General features: G+C 48.4%; 19 protein-coding genes. 11 read left to right on the forward strand and 8 right to left on the reverse strand.

Annotation, left to right across the window (positions count from 1 at the left end):
• Positions 1-78: 78 nt before the first annotated feature.
• From ACOJUO_RS18300 to sthA, 7 genes are all read left to right on the forward strand, one after another.
• A complete protein-coding gene (locus tag ACOJUO_RS18300; protein ID WP_422137742.1) occupies positions 79-1,479 on the forward strand; it encodes a hypothetical protein in 1,401 nt (466 codons plus the stop codon).
• Between the two features lie 285 nt (positions 1,480-1,764).
• Positions 1,765-3,210, forward strand: a complete 1,446-nt coding sequence (locus ACOJUO_RS18305; protein WP_422137744.1) for a hypothetical protein — start codon at positions 1,765-1,767, stop codon at positions 3,208-3,210.
• 45 nt (positions 3,211-3,255) lie between these two features.
• Positions 3,256-4,062: a hypothetical protein gene (locus tag ACOJUO_RS18310; protein WP_422137745.1), complete on the forward strand. Its 807-nt coding sequence runs from the start codon at positions 3,256-3,258 to the stop codon at positions 4,060-4,062.
• Between the two features lie 114 nt (positions 4,063-4,176).
• The gene (locus ACOJUO_RS18315) at positions 4,177-5,649 is read left to right on the forward strand and encodes a carotenoid oxygenase family protein (RefSeq protein WP_422137746.1); all 1,473 of its coding nucleotides are present in this window, start codon (positions 4,177-4,179) and stop codon (positions 5,647-5,649) included.
• Positions 5,650-5,926: 277 nt separating this feature from the next.
• Positions 5,927-7,048, forward strand: a complete 1,122-nt coding sequence (locus ACOJUO_RS18320) for an FAD:protein FMN transferase (protein ID WP_422133381.1) — start codon at positions 5,927-5,929, stop codon at positions 7,046-7,048.
• A gap of 155 nt (positions 7,049-7,203) precedes the next feature.
• Positions 7,204-7,449: a (Na+)-NQR maturation NqrM gene (nqrM, locus tag ACOJUO_RS18325; RefSeq protein WP_422133382.1), complete on the forward strand. Its 246-nt coding sequence runs from the start codon at positions 7,204-7,206 to the stop codon at positions 7,447-7,449.
• A gap of 248 nt (positions 7,450-7,697) precedes the next feature.
• Entirely contained in the window at positions 7,698-9,092 is a 1,395-nt protein-coding gene (gene sthA / locus ACOJUO_RS18330; protein WP_422133383.1) for a Si-specific NAD(P)(+) transhydrogenase, read from the forward strand.
• 209 nt (positions 9,093-9,301) lie between these two features.
• Here sthA and ACOJUO_RS18335 read toward each other — a convergent pair whose 3' ends face one another.
• The 3 genes from ACOJUO_RS18335 to ACOJUO_RS18345 form a co-directional block, all read right to left on the reverse strand.
• The gene (locus ACOJUO_RS18335; protein WP_422133384.1) at positions 9,302-10,108 is read right to left on the reverse strand and encodes an ion transporter; all 807 of its coding nucleotides are present in this window, start codon (positions 10,106-10,108) and stop codon (positions 9,302-9,304) included.
• A 183-nt stretch (positions 10,109-10,291) separates the two neighbouring features.
• Positions 10,292-11,575, reverse strand: coding sequence for a cytosine deaminase (codA, locus tag ACOJUO_RS18340; protein ID WP_422137747.1), 1,284 nt, complete (start codon positions 11,573-11,575; stop codon positions 10,292-10,294).
• A 229-nt stretch (positions 11,576-11,804) separates the two neighbouring features.
• Entirely contained in the window at positions 11,805-12,215 is a 411-nt protein-coding gene (locus ACOJUO_RS18345) for an RING finger domain-containing protein (RefSeq protein WP_422137749.1), read from the reverse strand.
• Positions 12,216-12,673: 458 nt separating this feature from the next.
• Here ACOJUO_RS18345 and ACOJUO_RS18350 point away from each other — a divergent pair, with 458 nt between their 5' ends.
• On the forward strand, positions 12,674-13,036 hold the full coding sequence (locus ACOJUO_RS18350; RefSeq protein WP_422133387.1) for a hypothetical protein: 363 nt from the start codon (positions 12,674-12,676) through the stop codon (positions 13,034-13,036).
• A gap of 226 nt (positions 13,037-13,262) precedes the next feature.
• Here the strand turns inward: ACOJUO_RS18350 and ACOJUO_RS18355 are convergent, their stop codons facing one another.
• Positions 13,263-15,551, reverse strand: a complete 2,289-nt coding sequence (locus ACOJUO_RS18355) for an RING finger domain-containing protein (RefSeq protein WP_422137750.1) — start codon at positions 15,549-15,551, stop codon at positions 13,263-13,265.
• Between the two features lie 273 nt (positions 15,552-15,824).
• Between ACOJUO_RS18355 and ACOJUO_RS18360 the strand changes: the two genes are divergently transcribed.
• Positions 15,825-16,736: a patatin-like phospholipase family protein gene (locus ACOJUO_RS18360; protein WP_422133389.1), complete on the forward strand. Its 912-nt coding sequence runs from the start codon at positions 15,825-15,827 to the stop codon at positions 16,734-16,736.
• A 70-nt stretch (positions 16,737-16,806) separates the two neighbouring features.
• Here ACOJUO_RS18360 and ACOJUO_RS18365 read toward each other — a convergent pair whose 3' ends face one another.
• On the reverse strand, positions 16,807-17,367 hold the full coding sequence (locus tag ACOJUO_RS18365; protein WP_422133390.1) for a Smr/MutS family protein: 561 nt from the start codon (positions 17,365-17,367) through the stop codon (positions 16,807-16,809).
• Between the two features lie 206 nt (positions 17,368-17,573).
• Between ACOJUO_RS18365 and prmB the strand changes: the two genes are divergently transcribed.
• Together prmB and aroC are read left to right on the forward strand one after the other, a co-directional pair.
• Positions 17,574-18,578, forward strand: a complete 1,005-nt coding sequence (gene prmB / locus ACOJUO_RS18370; protein ID WP_422133391.1) for a 50S ribosomal protein L3 N(5)-glutamine methyltransferase — start codon at positions 17,574-17,576, stop codon at positions 18,576-18,578.
• A 90-nt stretch (positions 18,579-18,668) separates the two neighbouring features.
• Positions 18,669-19,763, forward strand: coding sequence for a chorismate synthase (gene aroC, locus ACOJUO_RS18375; RefSeq protein ID WP_422133392.1), 1,095 nt, complete (start codon positions 18,669-18,671; stop codon positions 19,761-19,763).
• A gap of 71 nt (positions 19,764-19,834) precedes the next feature.
• Here the strand turns inward: aroC and ACOJUO_RS18380 are convergent, their stop codons facing one another.
• The 3 genes from ACOJUO_RS18380 to ACOJUO_RS18390 form a co-directional block, all read right to left on the reverse strand.
• Positions 19,835-20,344 carry a phosphoribosyltransferase gene (locus ACOJUO_RS18380; RefSeq protein ID WP_422137751.1) on the reverse strand — a complete coding sequence of 170 codons (510 nt, stop codon included), beginning with the start codon at positions 20,342-20,344 and terminating at the stop codon, positions 19,835-19,837.
• A gap of 153 nt (positions 20,345-20,497) precedes the next feature.
• Complete coding sequence (locus ACOJUO_RS18385) at positions 20,498-22,303, reverse strand: AMP-dependent synthetase/ligase (protein WP_422137752.1); 1,806 nt, start codon at positions 22,301-22,303, stop codon at positions 20,498-20,500.
• A gap of 413 nt (positions 22,304-22,716) precedes the next feature.
• A complete protein-coding gene (locus tag ACOJUO_RS18390) occupies positions 22,717-24,159 on the reverse strand; it encodes a TrkH family potassium uptake protein (RefSeq protein WP_422133396.1) in 1,443 nt (480 codons plus the stop codon).
• Between the last annotated feature and the right edge of the window lie 258 nt (positions 24,160-24,417).

The raw sequence follows: 24,417 nt of genomic DNA on the forward strand, positions 1-24,417 counted from the left end.
ATTCGGACTCTTAAAGCCCTGTTGTTTTCATCTGTCACGCTGCTTTGCTCACCGAATTCACAAGCTAAGGAAACATTGGTGTTTCAGCTTGGAGCGGTCAACAGCGACGGTAACGCAGTTGTTATCGAAAGCAGGCCCGATAGCAAGGCTTGGAAAACGGTTTTTAATGGCAATCTTCCCGGTTGTCTGATGAATGAATTTACCAATATTCCCCTGACCAGCAAAACTATGGCTCATCGTTACAGTCTGAGCTCTTTTCACATGCCTCTGGGAAACAACCGGTTTGCTTTTGGTTGTTCTAACGGTTTGGTGTTTGTTGGGGGCGAAGGAGAGGAGCCTTTCTCGGTAAATTCTCCATCTCCTAATCTTGGTTACTTCAATTTATCCTATGCCAACTCGCCTGTTTATCTCGCCTACAGTGCCGAATTTAATCAGCGCTACAAGAAAAACTGGTTGTTTGCCGCCCAGCATGGACACCTGTTTATTATCGATATCGACAAGAGGCAGCTGGTTAGGTTTCCGCACTGGATAGAAGGAAACTACCTCTCTATGTGGGATTTCCGCATGGGTGTTGATTACTCTATGCCCATGACCGGGCTGGATATCTACCAGGACAAAAAAGGGACTTTCCATGTGTTGGGTGTCATGCAAAGAAATCTGAAGAAAAAAAAGCGTTATTATTCCAGAGCACTCCTGCAACATGTAACGCTCGAAGATGGAATCCCTTACAGCTATTGGGATGATATTGACGATGAATCGATCAACAGGGCAGGAGATGGTCTGTTACAGTTTGGTGAAACCCTGTTTATAGCAGATGAAGAAAATGGGATACACCACCCTGGTACGAATACCTCTTTAAGAGGAGACCTCAGTGGCCTCAATGTTGACCCTTATACCCGGGCAATGGTGCTAAGGGGCAGGCATCATCAGCTGGTTATTGTTCGATACCCTGAAGAACCCGTAAACGTGCCTTATATCGGTGCTTGGGGAAAATTGGTGAGCTCAAAAAAACTGGATGGCAAAGAGCCTCCATTGCTTAAAGATGGTTATTCCAAGACATTCAGAGTCAACCATGACTTTCAGTATGATTCTGATCTACTGACGGTCACTGAAGATAAGAAGAAACACTATGCGCATCACCATATGATCAGTATGAAAAAAGGCATTATCTTTTCTGCAGAAGCAGACTCCGAAGGTTTTGGGCAGTACGTCTATCAATGCGATACCGGTCTGACCTCTGGAGAAGCCTGGAAAAAAGGTGCCTGGATAGAGCCCAGGCAATGCAATTGGGAAAAAGCTTCTGCCAGATTCACCCGGCCCGACAAGCTGGAGGGGCTGAACTATCGATTAACCGGATTGAACTACTACCATTCCTTCACGGCCCGAGTGATGGACGAAATCCATTTCTTCAGCGATCGGGTGGAGGACGAAACGGGCGTTATTTATCCCAATGATCCTAAGCCAAGAGATGAACTCTAACAGGACTCCCCGAAAAGGGCAGGGGCGCCCACACCCTATGAGCTATGAACATGAACTGCTGGCTACCGGGTTGTTGGGCAAGAAGGTGGTGTCCTGCAAAACGACGGTCTGTGCCCGATCAGCCTGACCTGCCTTTCTTAACTTTTGCAGTGTGTGGCCTATTTAGCCCGCTCGTCTAAAATTGTCGGTTTCATTGAACCCTTGGCAATTTACTGAGTCAAAACTCATAGAGGCCATTTATTTGTGGTTAGGTACTTACATTATTACCCTGATAAGGAGGTTTGTATGATCCGGACACTTAAAGCTCTGTTGTTGTCGTCTGTCACGCTGGTATCCTCACTGAATTCACATGCTGAGGAAACCCTGGTATTTCAGCTTGGAGCTGTCAATAGTGACGGTAATGCAGTTGTTATCGAAAGCAGGCCAGGCAGCAAGGCCTGGAAAACGGTTTTTAATGGTAACCTTCCCGGTTGTCTTATGAATGAATTTACCAATATCCCTCTAACCGGAAAAACCATGGCTCATCATCACAGTCTGAGTTCATTCCATAAGCCTCTGGGAAATAACCGGTTTGCTTTTGGTTGTTCCAACGGTTTGGTATTTGTTGGGGGCGAAGGAGAGGAGTCTTTCTCAATCGATTCTCCATCACCAAATCTTGGTTTCTTCAATTTATCCTATGCCAACTCGCCTGTTTATCTGGCGCATAGTGCTGAATTTAACCAGCGCTATAAGAAAAACTGGTTGTTTGCCGCTCAGCATGGACATCTGTTTATCATCGATATTGACAAGAAAGAGCTGGTGACAGTACCGGGCTGGGAACACCGAACCTACCTTCCAATGGAAGATTTCCGCAAGGGGGTTGATCACTCCAAACCCATGACCGGGCTGGATATTTACCAGGATAATGAAGGAACTTTCCATGTACTGGGTATCATGCAAAGAAATCTGAAGAAATCTGAGAGTTATTACTCCAGAGCGCTCCTGCAAAGTGTCAACCTCAATAATGGCAAGCCTGCCAGCCGTTGGGATGATATAAAAGATGAACCGATCAATGCGAAAGGGGATGGTCTCTTACAGTTCGGCGAAACCAACTATATAACGAGCGATATGTTAGAAATACACGCTCTTGTGCCTTCCACTTTGAGAGGAGACTTCAGTGGCCTTAATGTTGACCCTTACACCCGTTCAATGGTGCTCAGAGGCAAGCATCACAAGTTGGTCGTTGTTCGATACCCTGTAGAGCCCGTGAGCATGGCCTATATTGGTGCCTGGGGAAAAGCGGTGAGCTTGGAAATACTGGATGGCAAAGAACCACCGCTGCTTGAAGATGGTTATCCCAAAACATTCAGAGTGACCCACGACTTTCAGGATAAATCTGATTTACTGCCAGCCACTAAAGAGAAGAAGAAGCGTTATGCGCATCATCATATGATCAGCATGAAAAAGGGCATTATCTATTCTGCAGAAGCGGACTTTGAAGGTTTTGGGCAGTTCGTCTATCAATGCGATACCGGTTTGACCTCTGGAGAAGCCTGGACAAAAGGTGCCTGGATAGAGCCCAGGCAATGCCAGTGGGAAAAAGCTTCTGCGCACTACACGCGGCCCGACAAGCTGGAGGGGCTGAGCTATCCATTAAACGGATTAAACTATTTTCATTCTTTTACTACCCGGTTGGTGGATGAGAAAGGCCTTGTTGATCCTAACCTCCCTGATTCAAGGGATGAACTCTAACAAGGCTGGGGGCGCTCTTATGGCCAATAGGCAATGCAATCGTACTTGCGCAAAAAAACAGGAAATATGATGAACATATCATCTAGCACAAACACTGTGTTTCGCCCCGAAAAAACCGTGAACAACAATAGTCCAGAGGAAAACAGCAACACCTCATTTGCCGGTAAAAAAACAGGCCATGCAAAAACTGTCAGGGTTTATATAAAGGATTCGTTTATACAGACACATCAGTCATTAATAAATCCCTCTATTACCAACAAAACAACCCTCCATAGCTTTGAAATCGGAGGCAGAGCTTTTGGCTCATTTTGTGATGAGGGCGCTAATGAGTACATAAGATCACTTTTTCAAGACAAAGATGACGATATTTCTTTTGTTGTCAAAGAGCAGGACGACATTGAGCGTGAATATCACCCTCCGGCTCTCTGGGGAAAACGATTTGTTCAGTGGATTTCACTAGGGGCCAATTACTGTACGACTTGCGAAGACGATAAGGATCAGCTTCCATCATGTCATCAGTTCGAACATTTCTTGCACTGCGGAGTAAAAAAATTCTCTATTAAAAACGTTATAACCTGTTACAACGAAGCAATAGTCACTGATATAAAAACAGTTAAGCCATTCAGCTATCTAAACTTGGCAGATACCTTTACACAAGAGTGGATTCATTCCACGACCTACATAGACTCCGGTTTCTGCATCGGTATGTTTGGCACAGGTGGTCCTATTGCTATCCAGACTGTTGAAAACTCTTTATTACACTGGAGCAACAAGGACTGTGAAAGCCCCAGGTCAATTACGTTACGGACTGGTTTATTGTGCGCGGGCAGTAATTTTGCAACATTCACCTGAAAGCGAGGCGACGCCTCGCTTCTCCCCTGAAAAGCGGACTCTGCAGCGCGAGATAGGTATGGGTTCCCACGCTCCTTCAGAGCCCAGTATTTCACTAGCCCGGAAAGGGGGTAAATGATGAAGATTACCCATAAGAACGAGGTCAAACACAGTCTGAAGCCCAGTTCACACCCCTATCTAAGCGGTGCCTGGACTCCCAATTTCACGGAATTCACGGCCTGTGATATGGAGGTTATTGGGGAAATACCGACCGATATAGACGGCGTATATGTAAGAAATACTGAAAACCCTGTGCAGGAACCCATCGGTCATTACCACCCTTTTGATGCTGACGGCATGATTCATGCGATGTCATTTCGCGATGGAAAGGCTGAATACAGTAACCGCTTTGTTCGCACCAAGGGGTTTGTCGCCGAGCAGGAGGCCGGAGAAGCGCTTTGGGCTGGTTTTATCAATGACCACAAGATGTCGAAGCGCCCGGGGGTTGGTGCTCAGGGCAGTTCGAAAGATGGTTCATCAACGGACGTGGTGGTTCACGCAGGCAAGATCATTTCCACATTTTGGCAATGCGGTGACGGTTATCAGCTGGACCCCTATACCCTTGAACAGTTGGGCACAGTTAGCTGGGCACCCATTGATGGGATATCTGCCCATCCGAAAGTCGATGAAAAGACGGGTGAGATGCTGTTCTTCAATTATTCCAGGTATCCACCTTATCAACACTACGGTGTCGTTAATCGTGACGGCAAGTTGGTGCACTTCACACCGGTGCCGCTACCCGGTCCCCGCTTGCCCCATGACATGGCATTCTCTGAAAACTACTCGATTTTTGCCGACCTGCCACTGTTTTGGGACCCCGTGCTGCTGGAAGACAATATTCACTTCCCTTGCTATTACCCTGAGTTGCCTTCGCGATTTTCTATCATTCCCAGGTTCGGTAACGAGAAAGACATTGTTCAGTTTGAAGCAAAGCCGACTTATGTTTTGCACTGGCTTAATGCCTACGAAGAGGGTGATGAAGTTATTCTGGAAGGATATTTTCAGGAAAACCCCAATCCGGATCCCATCCCTGGCTTGCCCAAAGGCGCTGGTAAACTGATGGCTCAGCTGGCCCTGAATCATCTTCAGCCGAAGCTGTATCGCTGGCGATTTAACCTGGTAACAGGTGAGGTTGTTGAGGGCAGGTTGGATGATCGGGATCTGGAATTCGGCACGTTTAATCAACAGTACGCTGGCCAGAAATCTCGATTCGTGTATTCCGTTTGGGGTGAGCCCGATATGTTTATTTTCTCAGGCATTGTCAAGCATGATACTCAGACCGGTGAGTCCTGGAGCCTGCCCTTTGGTGAACAGCGCTTTGGCAGTGAAGCGCCCTTTGTACCGCGTATCAACGCGAAAGATGAAGACGACGGTTACCTGGTGACCTTCATTACGGATATGAATGAAAACCGTTCGGAGTGTGTGTTGATCGATGCCAGAGATTTAGAAGCAGGAGCCCTTTGCCGCATTGTGCTTCCGCACCGTATCAGTAGTGGTACCCACGCTACCTGGGCTGACGGACCAACGATTAGATCGTATCAAAAATAGCAGGGGCTTTTGAGCCAGAGAGTGTTTTTATCTGACCGACCTGACAAAAGATCATGAACCTGACCGGAAAGACACCTGAGAGCAATCTGGAGAAGGGTATTCAGATGTGCTCCGGCTGGCAGACCAGTCAATATTGATGGTCTGGTCAGATAAGAAAGCGCTCTGGTGCTCTGTACGGATGACGATGCAACACTCCCGGTGGTACACTGCGTCCCCTTGAACGAATTCTGGAGGTGTCAGAACGGCATTTCCAGTGTCTACGGGAGAGAACAGGTTGTTGTCCAAATCCTATAAGTGGTCACTGTTGATCGGCTTAATTCTTCTGGCTGCTGGCTTTTATGCTCTGTCTTTGCGTCCTACCCTGAAGCATATAAAGGGTGAGACCATGGGCACTACCTACAGTATTACTTACGTTTCAACGCCTTTTTCCCATTCGACAGGGAGTGTTAAAAAGCAGGTGGATAGGCTGCTGGAAGAGATCAACGACAGCATGTCTACATACCGTGAAGACTCCGAGTTGATGCAATTCAACCGCGCCGAAATCGGGAAGCCATTCAAGGCTTCCGATGAGCTGGTGGATCTTGTCGAGAGAAGTCTGGTGGTTTCCCGCATGTCGGATGGTGCCTACGATGTGACTGTGGGTCCTCTGGTAAATCTGTGGGGTTTTGGCCCTTCCGATGCCAGCAGGCAAGCCTCACAAAGTAAAGAAGAATCGTCCGGTTCCGGTGATAAAAAAGCTCCGGAATACATAGAATGGATGATCAATAATTATCCGGCTGAACTGCCTTCTGATGAAGAGATTGCTGCAGCTCAGGCTAAAGTGGGTTATCAGGCGGTTATCGCAGATACCCGAAACGATGAGCTGACCCGAACCAAAGACGTCTTTGTGGATCTCAGCTCCATTGCCAAAGGTTATGGTGTCGACAAAGTGGCTTATCTGCTCAAGTCAGAAGGCATCAACAGTTATCTGGTTGAGATTGGTGGTGAGGTCATAGTCGGTGACCCTAAACCGGATGGCTCTCTCTGGAAGTTGGGTATCCGTGGTCCAGCTATGATCGGCAGTAATCCGGCCCTGATTGTTGAGCTGGAAAACAGGGCCATGGCGACATCGGGCGACTACCTGAATTATTTTGAAGTGGATGGCCAGAAGTATTCCCATACGATCAATCCCCGAACCGGCCATCCTGAAATGGGGCGTCTGGCCGAAGTGGCTGTGATTGAGGATAATGCTGCTGAGGCTGATGCACTGGCCACCCTGTTTATGGTTTTAGGTGATAAAGAAGGTCTGAAGCTGGCCAACAGGGAGGGAATCTCAGCCTACTTCACCTATCATACTGAAAAGGGTTTTGAAGCGGTCAGCAGTGATGCATTCAAACCCTTTCTGCCAGAACAGAATTGAGTGATGACCAGGCCGATAACCCTGGCTGCCATTGCAAACGACAGAGCACTTATTGCAATGAAAAACTGTCATATAAAATTAACAGTGCCCGAGCGGTGCTAGATAAATAAGAGTGTTTTCTTTAGCTACGGGCCTCTTCTCAGGAGGGCAATATCATGACACTGATGCTGATTACATTTGGAATCTTTTTGCTACTGATGGCCCTGATGGCCATTGGTGTAATTGTTGCCAACAAGCCGATCAAGGGGTCCTGTGGTGGTTTGAGCACCCTTGGCCTGAAGGATGGCTGCATGATCTGTGGCGGTGGGGACAAGAACGATCCTTTCTCTGAAGGTCAGCATAGGGATATGGAGCATCTGTTTTACGATGCGACTGCCGAAAAGACTGTTAAGAAGAGTTGATTTGCTCTCTGAACGGGCTTTCTGCTCTGCAGGAAGAGTGCGAGCAATATCCGGAAAAAACCGGAGTTTCCCAATACGGATGACCGATTGTTTCTGTATTGAAGGTTAAGAGGCTGTTCCCTTAAAGTTTGTGGGCAGCCTCTGAGAAAATTAATAAAAATATGGGAGCCTTGCAGTGTCATGAACCTCTGGGCACAGAGTTCATGACCTGATGCAATGCTGCCCGGATCGCTTTGAGGGGTTAAAGGATGGGTGTAAGTCACTACGATCTGGTTGTGCTGGGTTCCGGGCCGTCGGGCGAAGGGGCGGCAATGAATGCTGTCAAGCTGGGCAAGAAGGTTGCAGTCGTTGAGCAGAATGCCTTTGTAGGTGGTAACTGTACCCATCTGGGTACCATACCTTCCAAGTCTCTGCGGCACTCAGTCAAACAGATCATGGACTTCAATACCAATCCCATGTTCCGTGAAATTGGTGAGCCCCGCTGGTTCAGTTTTCCCAAGGTTTTGAAAACGGCTGAACGCGTCATTCAGAAGCAGGTGCAGTCCCGCACCTTATATTATGCCCGAAACCGGATTGATCTTTATTTTGGCCATGCCTCCTTTGTTGACGAGCATACTATTGAGGTTCAGCAGGATAATGGCCATGTCGAAAAACTTCACGGGTCCAATATTCTGATTGCCACCGGCTCCCGTCCTTACCAGCCTGCAGATGTTAACTTCCGTCATCCACGGATTCACGACAGTGATTCTATTCTTCAGCTAACCACTACTCCACGCCGGATGATCATTTATGGAGCGGGTGTTATCGGTTCCGAGTATGCCTCCATTTTCTCTGGTCTGGGTGTGCTGGTGGATCTGGTGGATACCCGTGATCGTCTGCTCTCTTTTCTGGATAAGGAGATTTCCGATGCTCTGGGCTACCAGCTGCGGAAAATGAACGTCATTATTCGTCACAATGAAGAATACCAGAAAGTGGAAATGCTGGATGACGGCGTAGTGATGCACCTGAAATCAGGCAAGAAGCTGAAAGCGGATATTCTATTGTGGGCCAATGGCAGAACGGGCAATACTCAGGATATGGGCCTTGAACTGATAGGTCTGAAGCCGAACAGCCGCGGACAGCTGTCTGTTAATGAGAATTATCAGACAGAGATTGATCATATCTATGCAGCGGGCGATGTGATTGGCTGGCCCAGCCTGGCCAGTGCCGCTTATGATCAGGGCAGGTCCGCCGCAGGTAATATGGAAAATATCGGGCAGTGGCGTTTTGTCAACGAAGTACCGACCGGTATCTATACCATTCCGGAAATCAGCTCGCTGGGTAAAACCGAAGAAGAGTTGACAGCTGCTGCTGTGCCCTATGAAGTGGGCAAAGCTTTCTTCTCGAGGCTGGCCCGGGCCCAGATTACCGGCGAAACAGTGGGTATGCTAAAAATCCTGTTCCACCGCGAGACCGGTGAAGTGCTGGGTATCCATTGTTTTGGTGACCAGGCATCGGAGATCGTACACATCGGTCAGGCTGTGATGTCCCAAAAAGGGGAAGCTAACAATATCCGCTACTTCCTGAACACCACATTCAACTATCCCACTATGGCCGAAGCCTACCGTGTGGCTACTCTGGATGGTTTGAACCGTTTGTTCTGAGTATCTCCAACCTGCTAGGAGCCTGACCGAGAATAGCGCCCGTAGCGAGGACGACAGAAAATTGAGGATGAAAATTCGGTTTTGTGAGGAGAATAGCGAGCTATTTGACGAACAAAAGCGGATTTTCAGACCAATTTGCTGCCGCCGCAGTAGGGCAGTCTATTCTCGGTCAGGCTCCTAGGCTAAACAGTCTGGCAGAGACCCGATGATTAGCTTTTCTTTTGCAGGAGGCATTTGATTTCGGTCAGCTGTTGCTGCAAATCTTCAAGGTTGGGTTGACCCTCATTCTTAATAGCTTCTTCTTCACTGCGCACCTTTTGACGCTCTTCCTCCAGAACGTTGACGACAATACCAATGATCATGTTCAGAAAGGCGAAGGTCGTGAAGAAAATAAAACTGAGATAGTAGGCCCAGCTCAGTGGGTAGACAGCCATGGTTTCATACATGACATCGGTCCAGTCTTCGAAAGTCATGACCCTGAACAGGGTCAGCATACTGATGGAGATATTACCCCAGAGTTCAGGATTGATATTCAGGAAGAAGGTGCTGCCAACAGCGGCGTAGATATAAAAAATGATGAACATCAGCAACATGACATAACCCAGTTGTGGCAGAGCTTTCAGCAGTGAGTTCAGTAGCAGTCGAAGCTCGGGGATGACAGATATCATCCGCAGTACCCGGAAAATTCTGATTAATCGACCCACAAGAGCCATCTCGGTATCGCTGACCGGGATCAGGCTGACGATCACAATCAGGGTGTCAAAGAGATTCCAGCCGGACTTGAAGAAATTCTTTTTGTTCTCTTCGCCAAAAAAGCGGATCAGTATTTCCACCAGAAAAAAGAGTGTAATACCGACGTCCAGCACGCTGATAGTGCCTTCAAGGTACGGTGGCAGCTTATAAGTCTTCGCGCCAATGACCAGGGCAGAGAAGATGATGATACTAACGACAAAGAGCTCAAATATCTTGTTGGAGCGTATGGCGTTGAAGCGAGCCTGTAAATCGCTGTTTTTCATGGTTTGGTTACGATTAAAAAGGGCGGGTTGACTGCCCCGGATGCGACTGCACCGGGCTATGTTTTAATTTTAAGGCAGTTATTCTACCGTGAATAACATTGCCTCCCCAAGAGGGAGGCAAGTATTTTTTCAGCAGGCAGATTCTAAGTATCTGCTTCTCCTGGTGTCTATCAGATAAAAAGCTTATTGAGGGCAGAAAGAATAATCGATAGGGCCAGACAGCGAGTGATTAGCCCTGATGCACGACTCTGCGGGTCTGGTTTCTGCAATCAGCTGGCCGTTGCGGAAAGAGTGGGTTACCACTGACTGACGTCTGATGGCATCAAAGACGGTCTCGGAGTCCAAAACAATCAGGTTGCCGGGTTTCCCTTCTTCAATCCCGTATTGGTCGTGAATATTCAGGCATTTCGCACTGTTAGTGGTAATCAGGTCGATGCCCTGATTTATCTGATCCAGCCCTGTCATTTGACAGCCCACCAGACCTGTAAACAACACTTGTAGCATATTACAGCCCTGCATCGGGAACCATTGGTCAACAATGTCGTCCTGACCAAAGCAAGCATTTACACCGGCCTCAAGCAGTTCTGGTATACGAGTAATACCACGGCGTTTCGGGTAAGAATCCATTCGCCCCTGAAGGTTCAGGTTGGTTACCGGGTTGGCGATAAAGTGTATGCCTGACCGTTTCAGCAGCCGCATCAGCTTCACGACATAGGCGTTGTTATAGGAATGCATGGCAGTAGTATGACTGGCAGTCACACGCTGACCCATGTTGCGTTCCAGAGCCAGACAGGCAACAGTCTCGACAAATCGGGATTGTTCATCGTCTATCTCATCGCAGTGAATGTCGATCAGGCTGTCGTATTTTTCGGCAAGGTCAAAGGCGGTATTGAGAGAGTCCAGAGCATATTCACGGGTGTATTCAAAATGGGGAATAGCGCCGACGGCATCACAGCCAAGTCTCATGGCTTCTTCGAGAAGCTCTGCACCTTTAGGGAAAGATGGGATGCCTTCCTGCGGAAAGGCGACCAGCTGGATATCAATCAGATCTTTAACTTCTTCTTTCAGCTCAAGCAGAGCATGAACTGCGGTAAGACCCGGATCGGTAGTGTCGACATGACTGCGAACATGCTGCACGCCCTGACCTATATACCAGGCAAGTGCTTTTCTGGCTCGTTGCCTGACGTCGTCGTGAGTCAGGTTTTTCTTGCGCTCAGACCAGTTTTGAATCCCTTCAAAGAGGGTGCCTGTGCGATTCCAGACGGGTTCACCTGCCGTTAGACAGGTATCCAGATGGACATGAGGATCAATGAAGGGAGGGAGTGCCAGCTTACCCCCGGCGTCAAGGCTATCAGTGTCAGGCTGGCGTTGAGTACCGGCGGGAGTAACGCTCAGGATCATGCCCTGATTAAAAAGGATATCAAACAGGCCTTCCTGTTGATGTAGACGCACATTTTCAAGACGCATGATATACCTCAGCCCGCTTTTGCCGGAATAGGGCGGTTTTTTAGAATAAAGCATCACATATAAAGGCGAAATGCACCATTACCTCCAAGTCGGGCTAATGGTACAACAGTTTCCAGATAGAAAAAGAGTGGCCCGATCCCATTCATTCGTCAAAACAGGAACCACTGCGAAAACTTGAGAAAGTAGCAACCCAAGTGACCCAAGGGAATTTCACAGTGATTTCTTTTAATTAGCCGTAACGAGCGTCAACTCTGGGTGAGTTGATTGAATGTTCTGGCCAACTCAATCTCTGCTGCCTAGATAGAGTGAACTCGAAGTAGATTGGCTGATGAAGCAACAAATCTAGAAAGTTCAATGGCATGGCAGGCACTGGTTGTACTTCCCTTCCCCTGAGACTGGTTCTGCACATAGGGCAGATATTATTGTCCGATAGCCACCTCGCCAGGCAGTCTTCGTGAAACATATGGCGGCAATCTTCGAGAACCTTGACTTCCCTTCCGGCAAAGGATTCGAGACAAACAGGGCAATTGTCGGTGGGCTCTTGATAAGGTGCTGACGGACTTGGTGTGCCGGGTGGTGTGCCGGGTGGTGTGCCGGGTGGTGTGCCGGGTGGTGTGCCGGGTGGTCTGGTTCCGTTCATATCTCATACTCCTGTCTCTGATTTTTCAAATGGCTTATAGTTTTAGATCATTGTCTATGCATTTAGTTCCCTGTGCATATAAGTACCTAACCAGTTGGTTTCGCATATTCTGGACGGCGGCTTTTTCCACCCTTCTGCGTTCCAACTCTGGTTGCGTAGCTACGGCTACGCGCCCGTCGTTGCGCCTTGAAGGATGAAAAAATCCACTCGCCAGAATATGCGAAACCAACTGGCCAGGTACTTAGAAAAGCTCTTATGCTGAGAAGGTTCTAAGCAACAGACAGAGAATGTTTTTAACGCCCCGTTTTCACTGTTTAATATTTAGTCAGCCAGTAAATAAAGCACTACCAGCCCACATCAGGAGAGGCAACAAGTAATACTTTGATCTAATTGTGAGATCTGAACCAAATTCCTATTGTTAAAGTATCGAAGCTAAGTCTTATGACAAGGATGTTAGTATGATCTTGGAAAAACTTTGCGGTCAAAACTGGCCTGCCCATTTAAGAACAAACTCGGGCTGTCAGGTTAATGGCATTGCCCAGGGTGACTCAGGAAGATTCCGGGTCCGAGAGGTAAGGAGTTGTCAAGTTGAAGAGAATTTGATGCCAAAGGGCGTCTCTGACATAACATTCCGGTCCGCCACCAGAGGTTTGGTGAATATTTCTAAAAGCCTTGCTGCAGCCGCTAATTCTTGTGGAAAATTACCTGACCGAAAGGTAAAAGTAGCGGCATTAGCTGCTGAATTCACTATTAAGTTGACAATGAAGCTGGTCGTGAAACCACAAATTACTTCTTATTTAAAAACAGCCGTCAAACCATGATAACAAGGTCATTGACCATCGGACTTGAAAGTGCTTTAAACGCTCTCCACCAGCTTTTGCCAAGGTGGTTGTCTGTTGCTCGAAGCGATGGCTATCTTCAGGGAAGCACTTGACTGACGACTTACGACGGTATTTATCAACCAGCGGCCTAAGTTCCCGTGCTTGCTCAGCAATGACCGGATCATTACCAGGTTCCGCACTGGTCAACCTTGCATAGATAGGGTTGTCATCTTCTGGTCAGGTTCCCCTCCCTGCCTGCACTTGTGACACCGGATACTTCACGGTGTAAAAAACTAACGTATGGCCTGAGTGCCTGTGCCTGCTCAGCAATGGCCGGATCATTGTCTCGTTCTGCACTACTCAACCTTACATAAATAGGGTTGTCATCTTCAGGCCATGTTCCTTTCCTTGCCAGCACTTGTGTCACCAGATGCTGCACAGAGTACAAATTAACCGATGGCCTGAGTGCCTGTGCCTGCTCAGCAATGGCAGGATCATTGCTATGTTCTGCACTACTCAACCTTACATAGATAGGCTTGTCATCTTCAGGCCAGGTTCCTCTCCCATCCTGCATTTGTGACACCAGATGCTGCACAGAGTACAAATTAACCAATGTCCTGAGTGCCTGTGCCTGCTCAGCAATGGCAGGATCATTGCTGCGTTCTGCACTTCTCAACCTTGCATAGATAGTGTTGTCATCTTCAGGCCAGTTTCCTCTCCCATCCTGCATTTGTGACACCAGATGCTGCACAGAGTACAAATTAACCAATGGCCTGAGTACCTGTGCCTGCTCAGCAATGGCTGGATTATTGCTGCGTACTGCACTTTTCAACCTTGCATGGATATGTTTGTTATCTTCAGGCCAGGTTCGTCTTCCTGCCAGCATTTCTGACACCAGATGCTGCACAGAGTACAAATTAACCAATGGCCTGAGTGCCTGTGCCTGCTCAGCAATGGCCGGATCATTGCTGCGTTCTGCACCTCTCAACCTTATATAGATATATTCGTCATCTTCAGGCCAGGTTCCTCTCCCATCCTGCATTTGTGACACCAGATGCTGCACAGAGTGCAAATTAACCATTGGCCTGAGTGCCTGTGCCTGCAAAGCAATAGCCGGATCATTGCGACGTTCTGCACTACCCAACCTTAAATAGATATATTCGTCATCTTCAGGCCAGGTTCCTCTACCTGCCCGCAGTTGTGACATCAGATGCTGCACAGAGTAAAAATTAACCAATGGCCTAAGTGCTCGTGCCTGCTCAGTAATGGCCGGATCATTGCTACGTATTGCAGTGCTCAACCTTGCATAGGTACACTCTTCATCTTCAGGCCAGGTTCTTCTCCCTGCCTGCATTTCCGTTACAATTTGAGCAACCTCTTGGAGTGCGATACGAGCAAAGCTGACTAGTCTCTCTTGGTTGACAGTGTTTTCTTTATGGATCAAAAAACCATGTAAAGCGCCCTGATCATGTCGACATTCCGGGCAGGAATTAACTGTTCGCTCATCAATTTCTGTCGTTAACCACAGTTTCAGACAGTCTATATGAAACAAATGCGAACATGACGTTTTCACTACGTCGTCAGATTCCTCAAAATTAGTCAGACATATGCTGCAAGTTCTTCCAACATATTCAACCCCTTGCGCTTCTTCAAAGCTGTTTGACGCAGACTTTGGTAGTATAAATACGGGATACAACATAACTGTCTCTGACTGATGTATCTGCGAATAGCCGGACAAACCTTTCCCTGGAAGTTGAGCAAGCAGTTCTGAGGCATCTAACGGCATTTGGCGGAATAAGGATTTATTGTGTGCCTTTTTAATTCCATCCAAAGCCGCAGATAAATCTGCTGCCCTGACGAATTGTCGGGATTTACCGGAAGTGGTGGGATACCCATTATGAAGCCATTGTTTCAGCCACTGGCTGATCCGGGCCAAAGCTAATAGGTAGTCAAACTGCCAGTCGGGCAGATTAAAAAATCCCTTGGCAGGAATACCCGGCATAAAAGGAGGAGAAGGCGGTGGTGGGTCAAATGGAAAGCCTCCCCCTGATAATCGCAAGTTGGGTTCAGGTATTAATGCGGGCCATTCTGGCAATGCGAAGCTCATGCCGTTTTTCTCTGCTTCCTCAGAAACCTTACCTGTAGCCAGGTCACCCTCGTCACTGTCAGTTCTATCCAGTTGCAATGCAGGGCTGATGCACAAGAAGTTTCCTTGTTCCGTTGAGGGAGTTTCAATGTTATCGCGATTGAGTAGATAACAGTTGAATGAAACTTCGTCTATTGGCACCCTGCCAATGTGGGTAGCATTTGCAGCGACCAGCATTTCTTCAAACAAGGCCAGAGAGTCTTCAGGCACAAAGAAGACAAAATTTGTTATCAGATAAGCCTCCTGGTCAAGCGCCCTGTTTGTGACGATGAGCAGACGTCCTTGAAAACGGCTATCACCAAATCCGCTGACTGCCAAAGAGATCAAGAGCGTCCCGATTATAAGAAAGATCACTGTTTTAATTTGCACTCAAATTTCCATCTTCCTTTAGTCAGGGCTGAGTGTAGCTCAGATTGCGGGCAGGCTAGCCTGACAGTTTCGACCATACTCATCGCAATACCTTGCCATCTCCCGGGAAAAAAACAAAAACCAGTATGAGTAAACCTGCTGTCTGGATCGAAACAGAGTGCTGGTTGACTTCAGTCATTACCGATAACTCAAAGTATCCAGACCCTATAGACCTGAGGGCTGACAGGGTTCATGCTATTGCCCAACGCAAGCAATTCAAAGGACACAAGAGCGATGACAAAAAGAGTAGCTCTGGTCTTGGGCAGTGGTGGTGCCCGGGGTTATGCCCATGTCGGGGTCATTCGGGAGCTGGAGGCCAGAGGGTACAAAATTACGGCTATAGCCGGTTCTTCCATGGGCTCACTGATCGGTGGTCTATGGGCTACGGGTAAACTGAATGAGTACTGTCAATGGGCCGAGACCCTTGATTCGTTCGAGATTATCCGTTTGCTGGATATTTCTTTGGGGCGTCCGGGCGTCATCAAGGGTGACCGTCTTTTTGAACGCATGCGCGATATTATTGGTGACTGTCGTATAGAAGATCTGCCGATTCCTTATACAGCGGTGGCTACCAGTTTGACTTATCGCAAGGAAATCTGGTTCCAGCGTGGTGATCTGGTGACGGCTATTCGTGCTTCCAGTGCCATTCCTTCTTTGTTCAGTCCGGTAGAAATACATGGTCAGGTGCTGGTAGACGGCGGTGTGCTTAATCCTTTGCCAATGGCACCTGCAGGGTCCGCTCTGGCCGATATGGTGGTGGCTGTTGATCTGTTGGGCAAACCTTTTCAGAAAAATGACGGGGCTGAAGAGAGAGAGAAGGAGAAAAAATCCATTTTTGACGGGCTTATTGACAAGTTTGTAGGTGTCAATGAGAGTAAAAAGTCTCAGGATGAACTCAGTGCTTCCATGAGCCTGATGGAAATTTCCAACCAATCCATGGAAGTGATGCAGGAGTCACTTTCCCGATATAAAATGGCGGGCTATCAGCCAGATGTCCTGGTCAATGTGCCTCGAAACATCTGTCAGTTCTACGAATTCCATCGCTTTAACGAGATCGCGGCTGTGGGCAGACAATTGGCTATTGATGCCCTGGATCAATGGGAATCCCGTCACCAGGAGGAGTCTGCCATTCTCCTGGAAGCATAAGTTTCCTCTGTTTGAAAAAAATCTCAACCTATTAGTGAGGCTGAGTGCTGAAGGTGTTTGTGAAGGGTTATCAGGCTTTTCTCTTCAAAAGCACAAGAAGCGACCCGGTCCCGCCTTCTGAAGGGGGTGCTGAACAAAATGCCAGGACTTCCGGAAGCTGTCGCAGCCAGTGATTGACATGACTTTTCAGGGTGTTCTGGCGATTGGTACTGCGGTGTGATTTGCCATGGATAATTCGAACGCATTGCATGCCTTCATTACGGCAGAACAATAGAAACTCTGAAATCAGCTCTCTGGCTTCCTCGATCCTGTAACCGTGGAGATCCAGTTGATACTGGATAGGCAGTAATCCCTGGCGTAACTGGCGCATACGGGTATGTTGAATGCCTGATCTGCTGTATACCAGTTTTTGCTCTGGTTCTATAGGTTCAACCCAGGCTTCCGAAAGAGCGGCTCCGCCCGGCTTGTCTTCCATCTGAGCAGACTGCCGACGAGCTCTGAGTGTACAGTCGGGCACTTTAGTCGCTGGTTTTTTGAGCTCAGCAGAGCGATTGGTTTTCTTCAATGGCCGCACGTCCATCATGGCTTCTTTGAACAGGCCTTCCTGATCGTCGTTATCGTTTTCGGTCATGACTCTGCGCTCATTTTTAAACAGACTTAACAGGCTCCCGGTAGCCTGAAATAGAGGTATTCTAACCCTAATTGTGGTCTGACTAATACCGTGGCAGCTGTTCGGAGCCGTTTGCGGCGAAAAAGTGGTTCTTTGCCTGTGCCTGAATATGCTACCTTATGGCGGTTTTGCAGGGGAGATCCTGAAAGTGACCCAGAGGAGAGAGAGTGACTGAAATCAGTGACACGCATACCGGCAAGTCCTACAGAGCCATCAAGCCCTATGATGGTCTGGTCAGTATCCGGGACTTCATTCGCTGGGCAGCATCACGATTTAACGAAGCCGGGCTGTTTTTCGGGCATGGAAGTGATAATGCTCTGGATGAGGCTTTTCATCTGGTGTTTCAGGTGCTACAGCTGCCCTGGGAATTGCCGGAACCCTACATGGACTGCCGACTTTCCCTGAATGAGCAGGAGAGAGTGGCAGGGCTGATCGAGCGCAGAATTTCAGAACGCAAACCCTTGGCTTACCTTGTCAATCAGGCCTGGTTCTGTGGTCAACCCTATTACGTTGATGAGCGAGTGTTGGTACCTCGTTCACCGATTGCCGAGCTGATTCAGCATCAGTTTCAACCCTGGTTGATGGACATCCGGGTTGAAAGGGTGCTGGATCTTTGTTCAGGTTCCGGCTGTATTGGTATTGCTGCGGCCCATGAGTTTCCTCAAGCCACAGTCGACTTACTGGATATATCAGAAGACGCTCTGGAAGTGGCGGGTATCAATATCGACAGTCATGAGCTCTGGGGCAGGGTTCAGGCCATTCGTTCTGATCTTTTTGAAGCGATCGATCATGCTCCGGAAAAGCCAAAGTATCAGCTGATTGTCAGCAATCCACCCTACGTGGATGCTGAAGATATGGTCGATTTTCCGGATGAGTTCAGCCACGAGCCGGAGCTCGGTCTGGCAGCGGGAGAAGACGGTTTGGATATGGCCCGCGTTATTCTGGCACGTGCCGCAGACTTTCTGGATGAAAAGGGTTTGCTGGTTCTGGAAGTAGGTAACAGTCATTGGGCCCTGAGAGATGAGTATCCTGATGTGCCGTTTATCTGGCCGGAGTTTGAGGCAGGTGGTCATGGCATCCTGATACTGGATGCCGGAAGCTGTCGTAAATATCAGCCTCTGTTTAGCAGCCGTGAGCAAAGAAAGCAGGCTGAAACAGCTATGAATGACTGAAACCTTTTTCTGGAAAAAGGTTTCACAGTAGAGCATTAAATCCCTGACGGGAGCAACGACGGACAACTGTCAGAGGAGGGGGAAGTTGAAATGGCAGGCAACAGCATAGGCCAGGTTTTCAGGGTTACGACCTTTGGTGAGTCCCATGGTATTGCCCTGGGGTGTATAGTGGATGGCTGCCCTCCGGGCATACCTCTGAGTGAGGCCGATCTGCAAAAGGATCTCGATCTGCGCAAGCCCGGTACCTCTAAATATACGACGCAGCGTCGTGAGCCGGATCAGGTCAGGATTCTGTCCGGCGTTTTTGAAGGTAAAACCACCGGCACCCCCATTGGTTTGCTTATCGAAAATGTGGATCAGCGTTCCAAAGATTATTCCAATATCATGGATCGTTTCCGTCCTGGCCATGCTGACTATACCTACACCCACAAATACGGCTTTCGTGACTACCGTGGCGGCGGACGCTCGTCTGCTCGTGAAACCGCCATGCGTGTTGCAGCCGGTGCGATTGCCCGGAAATACCTGGAAAGTCAGGGCATCGAAATTAAAGGTTATCTGTCCCAGCTGGGCACGATCAGTATCGACAAGATTGACTGGGATGAAGTTCGCAACAATCCTTTCTTCTGCCCGGATGCGGATAAAGTGCCCGCCATGGAAAAACTGATCGATGATTTGCGTCGTGATGGTAATTCTACCGGGGCCAAAGTGACCGTGATGGCTACAGGTGTGATGCCGGGACTGGGTGAACCGGTTTTTGATCGTCTGGATGCCGACCTGGCTCATTCTCTGATGAGCATTAATGCCGTCAAAGGTATTGAGATAGGCGATGGCTTCGACTCTGTAGCCCAGAAGGGAACAGAGCATCGTGATGAGTTGACGCCAGAAGGCTTCCTGTCCAATTCAGCCGGTGGTGTTCTTGGCGGTATCAGCTCAGGTCAGGATATTGTTGCCCATATTGCCCTGAAACCCACTTCCAGCATGACTGCGCCTGGCAAGAGCATCAATATGGAAGGCGAACCTGTTGAAGTGGTCACAAAGGGACGTCACGATCCCTGTGTCGGAATTCGTGCTGTACCCATTGCTGAAGCCATGATGGCTATCACCCTGATGGATCACCTGATGCGTCAACGTGCCCAGAATGCTGATGTGGTCAGTCCGGCTCCGGTTATTCAGGGTCAGGCCTGAACCGTTCCGTTCCCCGGCCCTCTGTCAGGGGTCGGGGGTTGTGTTATGAGTATTCAACGGCTTTCAGTGGCTTACTTTTTGCCAAACTGATCAATGTCTTCAGCATCCCAGGCGTAGTTAATCCAGTGGTCGTGGATGTCCTCACCAGTGAAGAAGTGGTTCAGCCTCTCTGGCAGTGTGCCTTTCTTTTCTTTCAGTTTATTGTGCACGACGAAGGCAGCAAACTCGGTTTCAGGGTGTGTGTCGTACAGATGATTCAGTGTGAACTGCAGAGTGGTTCTTTCATCATCGACCTCATCAATGACCAGAACTTTTTTACCATCCAGGTTGGTGTCTGTTTCCAGCCATTGTAGTTTGACCGGTGTCTCTGATGGCGCCGTACCTGTCTCGTCACTGTAGCGGGAGAGGGATACAATCAGAATCGGTTTGTTGATATAGGTGCGCATGATGCGTGCTGGAATCAGACCACCGCCACCAATGGCCAGGAGATAATCAGGCTCAAATCCGGAGGCTCTGATCTTTTCCGCTGAGGCGCGAATGGTGTTATGGATATCGTTATAGGTGAAATTATATTGCTCCATGAGCACTTAAACCTTTAGATGAATGAAGAGTCTTTTGACAGGCTAATAAAACTGAAGCAGGGAAGGATAGGTGATTTAATATTGATAAGCCAAGTAGGGCTTTCCACTGCAGCATTAAGAGGCCATCCGTTTTGAGAATGGCCTGCCTTGGTGTCAGGGTGACGTGACCGGTTGGTACATGGCTTCGATTTCCTTGCGGAAACGTTCCATGATAATCTTTCTGCGCAATTTCAGTGTTGGCGTGATCTCTCCCGTTTCGATGGAGAATTCACGAGGCAGCAGAGTGAATTTCTTAACCTGCTCGTACCGGGCCAGTTCTTTCTGAATGTGATCCAGGCGTTTCTGGAACATAGCCCGGATATCCGCATTGCGGATCAGATCCATTTTGTTTTCGTATTTCAGGTCAGTGCTTTTTGCATACTCTTCCAATGCTTCAAAAGCAGGTACTATCAAAGCAGAAACATAGTTTTTGGCATCAGCAATGATGGCAACCTGTTCAATAAACCGATCCTTGCCCAAAGTGCCTTCTATGTATTGAGGTGCAATATATTTGCCGTTGGACGTTTTCATCAGCTCCTTGATGCGCTCGGTGATGCGAAGCTGCCCTGTCTCATCGATCAGACCTGCATCGCCGGTTTTTAGCCAGCCATCGGCATCAAAGGCTTTGGCTGTTTCATCCGGCTTTTTGTAGTAGCCGCGCATGACGGTTGGGCCTTTCACCAGTATCTCGCCTTCCTGCCCGATTTTAACCTGAGTGCCGGGGAGCGGTGAGCCGCAGCTGCCAAACTGGTAACCCGTATCGCGAAAGCAGGTAACAGTTGCCGTGGTTTCAGTCATGCCATAACCCACTTTGACATTGATGCCAAGGGCATGGAAAAAACGGTTGATTTCGTCATCCAGCCGGGCACCACCACAGGGCATGAAACGGATACGCCCTCCCAGCTTTTCTTTGATTTTGCTGAACACCATTCTGTCAGCCAGCTGGTTCAGGCTTGTCAGATAACCGGGTACTGTCTTGCCCTGGCGCTTCAATTCCATGGTGGTGAGACCGACTTTCATAGCCGTCTTGAAAATAAAGCGCTTAAGCGGAGAGCCCTTTTGTACCATGGTGTTCACGCCGGTATAAATCTTCTCGTAGAAGCGTGGTACTGCACAGACCACCGTTGGCTTCAGTGTGGGCAATATTTCTGCAATTTTGGTCGGATCTTTCAGGTAGCAGTTAACAGCGCCCCGGGTCAGAACGTAATAACTCCAGGCCCTTTCAAAAATATGGCTCAGAGGCAAAAACGCTATGGATACATCGGTATGGTCAATATGAATCAGAAGATCATGTGACTCAAACGATGCACCGATGCTGTTGTAATCGAGCATAACGCCTTTTGGTTGACCGGTGGTGCCCGAGGTATAGATCAGGGTGTAGAGGTCGTCCAGAGCCTGATTTTTCAGGCGTTCTGTCAATAATTCGGACTCAGTGGGAGCACTGGCCATAAAATCACTGAAATACAGTGCTTTATCGCAGCCTTTCAGGTTAGTCCGGGAGTCAAATACAATAACTTTCTCCAGACATTCACAATGGTCCAGAAGCTTCAGCGCGCTATCGAACTGCTCCTGTTCGCCGACAAACAAAATGGAAATTCCGGCATCTTCAATAATGTAGCGAGCCTGCTCAGCGGTATTGGTTGGGTAAATGGGCACAGTGACGCAGCGAGTCTGCAAAATGCCAAGGTCTGCAATAGTCCATTCGGGAAGGTTCTGTGACCAGATCCCGATATTAGTCTGAATCGGCAGATTGTCTGTTAGCAGAGAACGGGAAACGCAATCGATCTTTTCTCCGAGCTGCTGCCAGTTCATGGATTGCCATTGATGATTTTCAGAGAAACGAATAGCCGTTTGACGGGAATGGTTATTTGAGCGCTGACGAATCAGGCTGACAAGGTGCGACGGAGGATTATCATTCATTGGCAAGCAATATACATATTATAGAAGTGACTGTTTTCTCGGTTCAAAAAACGACACTTTCTGCTTATGGCTGATTTTATTTAGCATCAAACAGGTTGCAGCCTGCTTTCAATGCTTTCGTTTGCGGCGAAGAATATTACAGCAGTAACGATAAATACTATTTGATTTATATCAGTTTTCTAGCAGCCTGTCGGACTTAAGCGTCCTCGCTACGGGGTCGCCTAGACGGGCGCTATTCTCGGTCAGGCTCCTAGGAGCCTGACCGAGAATAGACTGCCCTACTGCGGCGGCAGCAAATTGGTCTGTAAATCCGCTTTTGTTCGTCAAATAGCTCGCTATTCTCCTCACAAAACCGAATTTTCATCCTCAATTTTCTGACGTCCTCGCTACGGGCGCTATTCTCGGTCAGGCTCCTAGTGCTTCCAGAATGCTGGAGTGAAGAGTACCAAAACGGTAATAACTTCCAGTCTGCCTAGCAGCATTCCCACGCTCAGGAACCATTTGGCGGCATCAGGCAGTGATGAAAAGTTGCCCGCAGGTCCGATAATATCTCCAAGTCCGGGTCCTACGTTGGCAACTGCTGTCAATGCACCACTGAGACTGGTGACAAGATCCAGCCCCAGAAAGCTCAAAAGCAGGGTGAGAATAGTGGTCAGGAGTGCGAAAAAGAAGCAGAAAGCGATCAGAGATCTCAATATGTCGCTACTGATTTGATGGCCGTTGTAGCTTTGTACAAAACAGGCTCTCGGATGAGCCAGTTGTTTCAGTTGAATGCCCAGCAAACGTGCTGCAATCTGAAAACGGAAAACCTTTATTCCTCCTGCTGTGGAGCCTGAGCAGCCACCAATGACCGTCAGGCAGAGGAAGAGGGCGGCTGCAAACCCTCCCCATGACTCGTAGTCAGTCAATGCGAAACCTGTCGTCGTGATCACAGAAGTAGTATTAAAGGCGACCAGGGTCAAAGACTTGAGCAGTGAATAATCACTGTTTATAAACAGTCGCAGAGTCAAAAAGCCCCAGAGTATGAGCAGGAATTTGAGAAAAGCCTGAACCTGGTTATCCCTCAACAAAGACTGAGAATCACCCCTGAGAAATTTGACAAAAAGGACAAAGGGAAGCGATCCAAAAATCATGAACACTATAGCAACCCAGTGAATGAAGGGGTTTTTGAAGTGACCCATGGAGCTGTCGGAAGTTGAGTAGCCTCCGGTGGAAAGCGTGGTCATGGCGTGGTTGATGGCTTCAAAGCCATGCATGCCTCCGAGAAAATAGAGATACGCACAAAAAATGGTCATGCCCAAGTAGATACAAACAATACGTTTGGCGATGCTGCCTGAACGGGGCATGGCTTTGTCTGACCAGTCGGAAGATTCGCTTTGGAACAGACGCATACCACCGACTTTCAGAAAAGGCAGTACCGCTACAGCCAGGACAATAAAGCCAATGCCGCCGAGCCATTGAAGCAGAGAGCGCCACAGCAGGACCCCAGTATTCATCTGGTCAAGTCCACTGAGCACGGTAGAACCGGTGGTTGTAATCCCGGACATGGTTTCAAAGAATGCGTCGGTGTAGCTGATATCCAGCTGTATGTAGAGAGGCAGAGCTGCGAAGGCACTCAGTGTCAACCAGGATGCGTTGGTCAGCAGAAATATTTGCCTTGGTTGCAGGCTGAATACAGGTACACGACAAAAGTAGTAAAGTGGTGCGCCTGCCAACAGGGTGATCAGGGCCGACAAGCCGAATGAATAAATTCCTTCCTCGCCAATGACGAAATCATGCAGGGCTGGCAGTAGCATCAATACTGACAGCATCATCAGAAACAGGCCTATGACAAGCAGAACGGGGCGCAAATTCATGGTTGTTTTTGTTTAATCAGTCAAACCTCGAACTATTGCACTTAAAGGGTTCGAAGTAATTAGGGGTTAATACCAGTACATGGCTTCAATGAGTGTATCCTCAATTTTTGCCATGAAAGCATGTTGCCGCAAGATTCATGGAGCGATCATGAACAGCACGACAACATCAAGAGGATGAGAAAATGAGTCAGCTGAAAAACAGCAGAGCGAAAAATTCGATGCCTTTTGTAAAGGCTGCTTATAAAAATGACTTATAAA

Source organism: Endozoicomonas sp. ALC020 (genome assembly GCF_049275935.1).
GTDB lineage: Bacteria > Pseudomonadota > Gammaproteobacteria > Pseudomonadales > Endozoicomonadaceae > Endozoicomonas_A.

Excerpts from the sequence above, each read along its gene's own strand:
- ACOJUO_RS18390 (WP_422133396.1), bottom strand. The coding sequence starts at position 24,159 with ATGAATTTGCGCCCCGTTCTGCTTGTCATAGGCCTGTTTCTGATGATG.
- ACOJUO_RS18360 (WP_422133389.1), top strand. The coding sequence starts at position 15,825 with ATGACAAAAAGAGTAGCTCTGGTCTTGGGCAGTGGTGGTGCCCGGGGT.
- ACOJUO_RS18385 (WP_422137752.1), bottom strand. The coding sequence starts at position 22,303 with ATGAATGATAATCCTCCGTCGCACCTTGTCAGCCTGATTCGTCAGCGC.
- ACOJUO_RS18350 (WP_422133387.1), top strand. The coding sequence starts at position 12,674 with ATGATCTTGGAAAAACTTTGCGGTCAAAACTGGCCTGCCCATTTAAGA.
- ACOJUO_RS18380 (WP_422137751.1), bottom strand. The coding sequence starts at position 20,344 with ATGGAGCAATATAATTTCACCTATAACGATATCCATAACACCATTCGC.
- ACOJUO_RS18335 (WP_422133384.1), bottom strand. The coding sequence starts at position 10,108 with ATGAAAAACAGCGATTTACAGGCTCGCTTCAACGCCATACGCTCCAAC.
- aroC (WP_422133392.1), top strand. The coding sequence starts at position 18,669 with ATGGCAGGCAACAGCATAGGCCAGGTTTTCAGGGTTACGACCTTTGGT.
- ACOJUO_RS18365 (WP_422133390.1), bottom strand. The coding sequence starts at position 17,367 with ATGACCGAAAACGATAACGACGATCAGGAAGGCCTGTTCAAAGAAGCC.
- ACOJUO_RS18305 (WP_422137744.1), top strand. The coding sequence starts at position 1,765 with ATGATCCGGACACTTAAAGCTCTGTTGTTGTCGTCTGTCACGCTGGTA.
- ACOJUO_RS18345 (WP_422137749.1), bottom strand. The coding sequence starts at position 12,215 with ATGAACGGAACCAGACCACCCGGCACACCACCCGGCACACCACCCGGC.
- sthA (WP_422133383.1), top strand. The coding sequence starts at position 7,698 with ATGGGTGTAAGTCACTACGATCTGGTTGTGCTGGGTTCCGGGCCGTCG.
- ACOJUO_RS18315 (WP_422137746.1), top strand. The coding sequence starts at position 4,177 with ATGATGAAGATTACCCATAAGAACGAGGTCAAACACAGTCTGAAGCCC.
- codA (WP_422137747.1), bottom strand. The coding sequence starts at position 11,575 with ATGCGTCTTGAAAATGTGCGTCTACATCAACAGGAAGGCCTGTTTGAT.
- nqrM (WP_422133382.1), top strand. The coding sequence starts at position 7,204 with ATGACACTGATGCTGATTACATTTGGAATCTTTTTGCTACTGATGGCC.